Annotated in this window: 1 protein-coding gene; it reads right to left on the bottom strand. The window is 68.1% G+C overall.

Annotation, left to right across the window (positions count from 1 at the left end; all coding sequences use genetic code 11):
• Positions 1-902: acetyl-CoA C-acetyltransferase (locus U5A52_RS42990; protein ID WP_321940486.1), on the bottom strand; the 902-nt coding region annotated here is incomplete at both ends.

Here is a 902-nt window from a genome sequence, read left to right as displayed (position 1 = left end):
TCGAGCGCGAGCGCCACACCCATGCCGCCGCCGATGCACAGCGAGGCGAGACCGCGCTTCGCATCGCGGCGCTGCATTTCGTGCAGCAGCGTCACGAGAATCCGGCAGCCCGACGCGCCGATCGGGTGACCGATCGCAATCGCCCCGCCGTTCACGTTGATCTTCGACGTGTCCCAGCCCATCTGCTTGTTCACGGCCAGCGCCTGTGCGGCAAAGGCCTCGTTGATCTCCAAGAGATCGAGGTCGTTCACCGACCAGCCCGCGCGCTCCAGCGCACGCTTTGAGGCCGGCACCGGGCCCATGCCCATGATCTTCGGGTCCACACCGCCGCTTGCGTACGCCTTGATGCGCGCGAGCGGCGTGAGGCCCAGCGCTTCGGCCTTCTTCGCCGACATCACCACGACCGCGGCCGCGCCGTCGTTCAGGCCCGAGGCGTTCGCCGCCGTCACCGTGCCTTCCTTGTTGAACGCCGGCTTCAGGCCCGCGAGCGACTCAGCCGTCACGCCGTGGCGCACGAACTCGTCGGTCGCGAACTGCAGCGGCTCGCCCTTGCGCTGCGGAATCGCCACCGGCACGATTTCCGCGTCGAAGCGGCCCGCCTTCTGCGCCGCTTCGGCCTTGTTCTGCGAAAGCGCCGCAAACGCGTCCTGCTCCTCGCGCGTGATGCCGTATTCCTTCGCGACGTTTTCCGCCGTCACGCCCATGTGGTACTGGTTGTACACGTCCCACAGGCCGTCGACGATCATGCTGTCGATCAGCTTCGCATCGCCCATGCGGAAGCCGTCGCGCGAGCCCGGCAGCACGTGCGGCGCGGCGCTCATGTTTTCCTGGCCGCCGGCCACGACGATGTCCGAGTCGCCCGCGATGATCGCGTTCGCAGCCAGCATCACGGCCTTCAGGCC

Source organism: Paraburkholderia sp. J8-2 (genome assembly GCF_905220195.1).
Classification (GTDB): domain Bacteria; phylum Pseudomonadota; class Gammaproteobacteria; order Burkholderiales; family Burkholderiaceae; genus Paraburkholderia.
The sequence above is the reverse complement of the archived record's forward strand: the minus strand, read 5'-3'. Positions and strand labels throughout refer to the sequence as shown.